Source organism: Gilvibacter sp. (assembly GCF_013214815.1).
GTDB lineage: Bacteria > Bacteroidota > Bacteroidia > Flavobacteriales > Flavobacteriaceae > Gilvibacter.
Map to the genome: position 1 here is coordinate 1 of NZ_JABSPU010000104.1, position 5,760 is coordinate 5,760.

The 5,760-nt window shown below is 44.2% G+C and carries 5 protein-coding genes; 2 read left to right on the forward strand and 3 right to left on the reverse strand.

Features of this window, described 5'->3' with window-relative positions; translation table 11 throughout:
* Both ileS and HRT75_RS13870 read right to left on the reverse strand, forming a co-directional pair.
* A partial coding sequence (gene ileS, locus HRT75_RS13865) for an isoleucine--tRNA ligase (RefSeq protein WP_291187944.1) occupies positions 1–2,296 on the reverse strand: 2,296 nt, incomplete at its 3' end.
* 440 nt (positions 2,297–2,736) lie between these two features.
* Positions 2,737–3,015, reverse strand: coding sequence for a GIY-YIG nuclease family protein (locus HRT75_RS13870; protein ID WP_291187947.1), 279 nt, complete (start codon positions 3,013–3,015; stop codon positions 2,737–2,739).
* Between the two features lie 142 nt (positions 3,016–3,157).
* Here HRT75_RS13870 and HRT75_RS13875 point away from each other — a divergent pair, with 142 nt between their 5' ends.
* Positions 3,158–3,799: an HAD family phosphatase gene (locus HRT75_RS13875; RefSeq protein WP_291187949.1), complete on the forward strand. Its 642-nt coding sequence runs from the start codon at positions 3,158–3,160 to the stop codon at positions 3,797–3,799.
* A gap of 439 nt (positions 3,800–4,238) precedes the next feature.
* Positions 4,239–4,901: a hypothetical protein gene (locus HRT75_RS13880; protein WP_291187951.1), complete on the forward strand. Its 663-nt coding sequence runs from the start codon at positions 4,239–4,241 to the stop codon at positions 4,899–4,901.
* A 493-nt stretch (positions 4,902–5,394) separates the two neighbouring features.
* Here the strand turns inward: HRT75_RS13880 and HRT75_RS13885 are convergent.
* Positions 5,395–5,760, reverse strand: a 366-nt coding sequence (locus HRT75_RS13885) for a hypothetical protein (protein WP_291187953.1), incomplete at its 5' end; no start/stop codon positions are given.

A 5,760-nucleotide genomic window follows, 5' to 3' on the forward strand; every position in this document is an offset into this window, starting at 1 on the left:
CTGGTCTGTCTGCCACAGGCACATCTGGCTCGCTGTAATTGAAGCCGTCCAAGTTGGCATACAGACTAAAGAAGCTGTAGGTATTGTAAAGCGTCCCAAAGTATTTATTGCGAACCTCACCGATACCGTCAATGTCAAACTTGAGGTTGTCCCAAGGGTTTGCATTTTGGATCATATACCAACGGGTAGCATCCGGTCCGTATTTGTCTAAGGTTTCAAATGGATCAGTGGCATTGCCCAAACGCTTGGACATCTTTTGTCCGTTCTTGTCTAAAACCAAACCGTTTGACACTACGTTCTTATAAGCCACGTCATCAAAGGTCATGGTAGCAATGGCGTGCAAGGTATAGAACCAACCACGGGTCTGGTCCACTCCCTCAGCAATGAAATCTGCCTTGCGCCAGGTGTTCTCTACCATCTCTTTGTTCTCAAAAGGATAGTGCCACTGGGCATACGGCATAGAACCAGAATCAAACCAAACGTCGATCAAATCAGATTCACGCTTCATCGGCTTGCCCGATGGGCTCACCAAGGTGATCTGGTCTACTATATTTTTATGCAGGTCTACTTTGGCGTAATTTTCCTCACTCATATCGCCCACAACAAAGTCGGCAAACAGATCAGCTTCCATAAAACCAGCGCTCACTGCTTCTGCCATGGCGTCTTTGAGTTCTGCTACAGAACCTATGATGCGCTCTTCTTTGCCGTCATCAGTGCGCCAGATCGGTAATGGAATTCCCCAGAATCGAGAACGTGATAAGTTCCAGTCATTGGCATTGGATAGCCAGTTTCCAAAACGACCTTCTCCAGTCGCTTTAGGCTTCCAGTTGATCTGCTGATTGAGTTCAAACATGCGGTCTTTAAAAGCAGTCGCTTTAATGAACCAGCTGTCCAGAGGATAGTATAAAATAGGCTTGTCCGTACGCCAACAGTTTGGATAACTGTGCACATACTTCTCCACCTTAAAGGCTTTATTTTCGGTCTTCAGGATGATGGCCAGCTCTACGTCTACGCTTTTGTCTGGCGCTTCCCCATCCGTGTAATATTCGTTCTTGACATACTTGCCGCCCAATTCACCCACTTCTGGACGGAAGCGTCCTTGCAGATCTACTAGAGGCACTAAGTTGTCGTTCTCATCTTTAACCAACATAGGCGGCACCTCAGGGCTAGCCTCTTTGGCCACCTTGGCATCGTCTGCACCAAAAGTCGGGGCAGTGTGTACGATACCTGTACCGTCTTCTGTGGTCACAAAATCACCAGAGATCACGCGGAAGGCGTCTTGTGGATTGTCATTTGGCAAGGCGTAAGTGAGCAATTGCTCATAACGGCTCTCCACCAAATCAGCACCTACAATGGTGTCTACCACCAAATAAGGCACTTTTTTAGCTCCAGCTTCATAGGCTGCAAGCGCAGCTGCGTCTTCTGCTTTTTCAAACTTGCCGCTGAACTGTTTCCCGATCAAGGCAGTCGCCAAGACCACAGTCACGGGCTCAAAAGTATATTGATTGTAGGTCTTCACAACCGAGTACTCGATCTTAGGCCCAACAGTCAAAGCCGTGTTTGACGGAAGCGTCCAAGGAGTAGTCGTCCAAGCCAAGAAATGCAGATCAGTATACTGCTGCAGTTTGGCTGGCAAAGTCTCGGTGATGGCTTTAAACTGAGCCACAACGGTAGTATCAGTAACGTCTTGGTAAGTTCCCGGCTGATTCAGCTCGTGTGAACTCAATCCCGTCCCTGCCTTAGGAGAATACGGTTGAATGGTATAGCCCTTGTATAAAAGATCTTGCTTATAGATGTTCTTTAGAAGCCACCAAACGGTTTCCATATACTTGGGCTCATAGGTCACATACGGATCGTCCATATCTACCCAATAACCCACACGTTCGGTCATGTTGTTCCAAACGTCTGTATAGCGCATCACAGCCTTTTTACAAGCAGCGTTGTACTCTTCTACAGTGATCTTTTTACCAATGTCTTCTTTGGTAATGCCGAGTTCTTTCTCCACGCCCAGCTCAATAGGAAGTCCGTGGGTATCCCAACCCGCTTTACGCTTAACCTGGTAACCCTTTTGGGTCTTGTATCGGCAAAAAATATCCTTAATGGCGCGTGCCATTACGTGGTGAATGCCAGGCAATCCATTAGCCGATGGAGGTCCTTCAAAGAACACAAACGGTTCTCCGTCCTCACGGCTGGTCACACTCTGTTCAAACACTTGGTTTTGCTTCCAAAAATCAAGTACTTCTTCCGCAACTTTGGGAAGGTCAAGTCCTTTATATTCAGCAAATTTCGCGCTCATTTATAGGTCTTTTCGAATAAGGGAGCGAAATTAAGGAATTTTGCTCAAAATTCCTTTGGAATCAGGGTTTATCAGGAGTCTTAATGATTTGATGATGTTTGAGCTTTTCAAAGGACCGAAAATTACTACTGTTCCGGTTATCGAGTGATTTGCCATGGGCAAATTGTATCGAGATAACATCTTTATTCGCTTTCCGCTTCCACGGCTACCTCACTCAGAAGTCCACTGGACTTCTGATTTTCTATAAAAATAACGTTCGGTAAGGTTATCGAGTGATTTGCCGCCTCGACCTCCGAAGCTTTAGCGAAGGAGGCAGGCAAATTGTATCGAGATAACATTTTCGTAAATAGCGTCTGCCGCTTTCGCGGGTGCCTCACTCAAACATCCGCCGGATGTTTGGTTTCTTCGAAACATCGTTCACCAATATATCGAGATAACATCTACATTGTTTTTCTTGAAAATTCAACCAATCGATTGAATTCAGATTGAATAAGTGCGAGCTTCTTTTTTCTGCTCCATCTTTTAATCTTTTTTTCTGTCCAAAATGCCTCTTCTAACGAAGTGAATTGTTGAATGAAAATCAATTTCACTGGCCTTCTTCTTCGGGTATATGCTGAACCTATTCCGTTTTGATGCTGAATAAATCTAGCATTGATATTGTTTGTGCTTCCGACATAAAGAGAACTGTCGGAGCATTTGAGTATGTATAGGAATCCCATGTTTTGAGGTAATATGGGAGTAATACATTTAGTAAGATAACCAAAATGTCATCTCGATACAATTCTCATTGCATTCGAATCACTCGATGACCGGAAGGATTCGTAAAATCACAATATCCTAAAGAACTTGTATTTTCGTCATATGAAAAACGCTAAAGCTGTACTCTTTGACATGGACGGGGTGATCATTGATTCTGAACCCTTGCACCATGAGGCCTATTTTAAAATGTTTGAAAAGGTAGGCATTGAAGTCTCCGACGAACTCTACGAGAGTTTTACGGGCCGATCCACCAAAGAGATCAGTGATGAATTGGTTTCACAGTTCAATACTGCAGAGTCTGCCGAGGAGCTGACGCGTCTTAAGCGTATGTACTTCTACGAACTCTTTGACAACAGTCCAAACTTGCAACTCATTGATGGCGTAAGAGATGCCATGATCCGTTTTCATGAGTCAGGATTAAAGCTGGTTGTAGCCTCGTCAGCCTCTATGGAAAACATCAAAAGAGTGTTCAATCGGTTTGAGTTGGACCAGTATTTCGTAGGGAAGATCTCTGGCGCAGACCTGCCCAAGTCCAAACCACATCCGGAGATCTTTCAAAAAGCGGCGCAAATGGCTGGTCATAAACCAGAGGATTGTTTTGTGATTGAAGATGCCACCAACGGAATAAAGGCCGCAAAAGCTGCGGGAATTTATTGTTATGCTTTTAATTCAGCGCATTCTACAGGGCAGGATTACAGGCTTGCGGATAGCGTGATTACTTCTTTTTCTGAAATTGATATTTAACGATTCGGACATCGAGTGGCGACGATGTATCGAGATGACATCTTTGAGAATAGTGCTTGCCGCTTCGCGGGTGCCTCACTCAAACATCCACTGGATGTTTGGTTTCTATGAAACATCGTTCGCCAATGTATCGAGATGTCTTTAAGTTTCACTATCTGTCTTTTGACCTTTCTTTTTTATTCTGATACTTTTTTCATCGATAAAAAAGTATCCAAAAAATCTAGTCCCACCGGAATCGATTTTTCACCAAAGAGTCTTGCTGAACCGACAATTAGACTGGAAACCACAAAACTCGCCTGAATTCTTCCGCAATCTCAGAATTCTTAACGGCTCGTTTTGTTATCGATGCGGTGGGACATTTCAATTTTGTCTGACAGAATCATCCAAACAATTTAAGCGGGAGCATTTTCGTTATCTTAGACACCAGATATTTACGTTTATGAATCGGATTGTTTTTGCCCTCTGTCTACTGATTTTTGGATCTAGCCTGCAGGCCCAAACCAAAGGGGCGCGTGCAGATTTTGGTTACCTTAGCAATTTGGCTGTGCCTGATTTTAAAGCCAAACAAGCGGCATTTAAGGTCTATACAGACAGTATGGAAACGGCGCTGGATAGCAATCCGGAGTTCATCGCCCTAAAGGAAAAAAGCAAGCAGATCAACGATTCGGATCAGGACGTAGCAGAAGCAGGTTATAAAGCCGAATTGAAAATGAGTGAGATGAAAGATGCTGTTTCTGCTCAGGTTTCTCAGGCTTACCGCGAGCAATTTGGCGAACTCAATGTCATGGTTCAAACCGTTTATGAGGTCCTGGGGCAAAGCGATTATTCCTTTGTAGCCCTTTATGAAGACGGGGAATTGCAGGATTATCTCTTTAAAGATCGCGCGACGCAAGGCGATTACGGCCAGCGCATTTACAAATGTGCGGTGGCGAAAGGAATAGATTCTGGCACCATTGATCTTATGGCGCAAGCCAGCCTTTCTGAAGCGCAGATGGAGATCGCAAATGCCCTTATGGAAGAGTGTAAAAAAGAGCTTTTAGATCCTTTCATTGCCAATGATGCCGATATTACGGCTGTGATAGAAGAGGCTTATAAAAAGTAAATAGTCTATTCCGCTAACGCGGGTGCCTCACTCAAACATCCACCGGATGTTTGGTTTCTGCGAAACATCGTTCGTCAATGTATCGAGATGACATTTTAATTTTCAAGGACTAGTCCTTGCACCTTTATTCATCCTTTTTTCCATTGATGAAACTACTGAAAGAGCAATGTCCAGTGGACATTGTGAGTGAAGTACCGCAAAAAAGTCTTTTGACCTTTTCCTTTTTTCTTGTAGATACTTTTTCCATTGATGAAAAAGTATCCAAAAAATCTAGTCCCCCCGGAATCGATTTTTTACTGCAACTAGAAACTGTTTTATCAATATTGCCAGAAACCACAAAACCCGCCTAAATTCTTCCGCAATCTCAGAATTTTTAACGGCGTGTTTTGTTATCGATACGGTGGGACGGGTTTAAATTGATCAATAGACCTCGAACCGAACAAACCTCGTTTTACCGTGGCAGGCGGCCAGCTATTCAGCTGAAAGAGAGAAATTAATTATAAACCCTGATACGCACTAAAAGGCTGGTGTTATACCATTCCTGGGCGGAGAGGTAGCGTTTGCCTGGGCTGAAGGGCCATGGGTCTCTAACAATGGCGTTGACTACGTTTCCGTTGCCGAATTGATCTCTGTCGTATTCTAGGGCGGTTAAGACCATGGCGTGACCTTGAGTTCCTATGATCAATGGATAATCATTGGCCAGGTCATTGGAAGCCGTCATGGGATTGGCGCTAAAGGTTTCTGCACGTACTGTAAAGGTACGTCCATCTCTATCTGTATAGGTTTTGTTCAAAGCGCCTAAAATATCATAGGCCGTTCCTGGCATATTGTAAATATCTCCCCAAGTCTGGTAGACAAT

What these genes read in the sequence shown, in the direction of transcription:
- HRT75_RS13875 (WP_291187949.1), top strand. Translation starts at nt 3,158, where the DNA reads ATGAAAAACGCTAAAGCTGTACTCTTTGACATGGACGGGGTGATCATT.
- HRT75_RS13870 (WP_291187947.1), bottom strand. Translation starts at nt 3,015, where the DNA reads ATGGGATTCCTATACATACTCAAATGCTCCGACAGTTCTCTTTATGTC.
- HRT75_RS13880 (WP_291187951.1), top strand. Translation starts at nt 4,239, where the DNA reads ATGAATCGGATTGTTTTTGCCCTCTGTCTACTGATTTTTGGATCTAGC.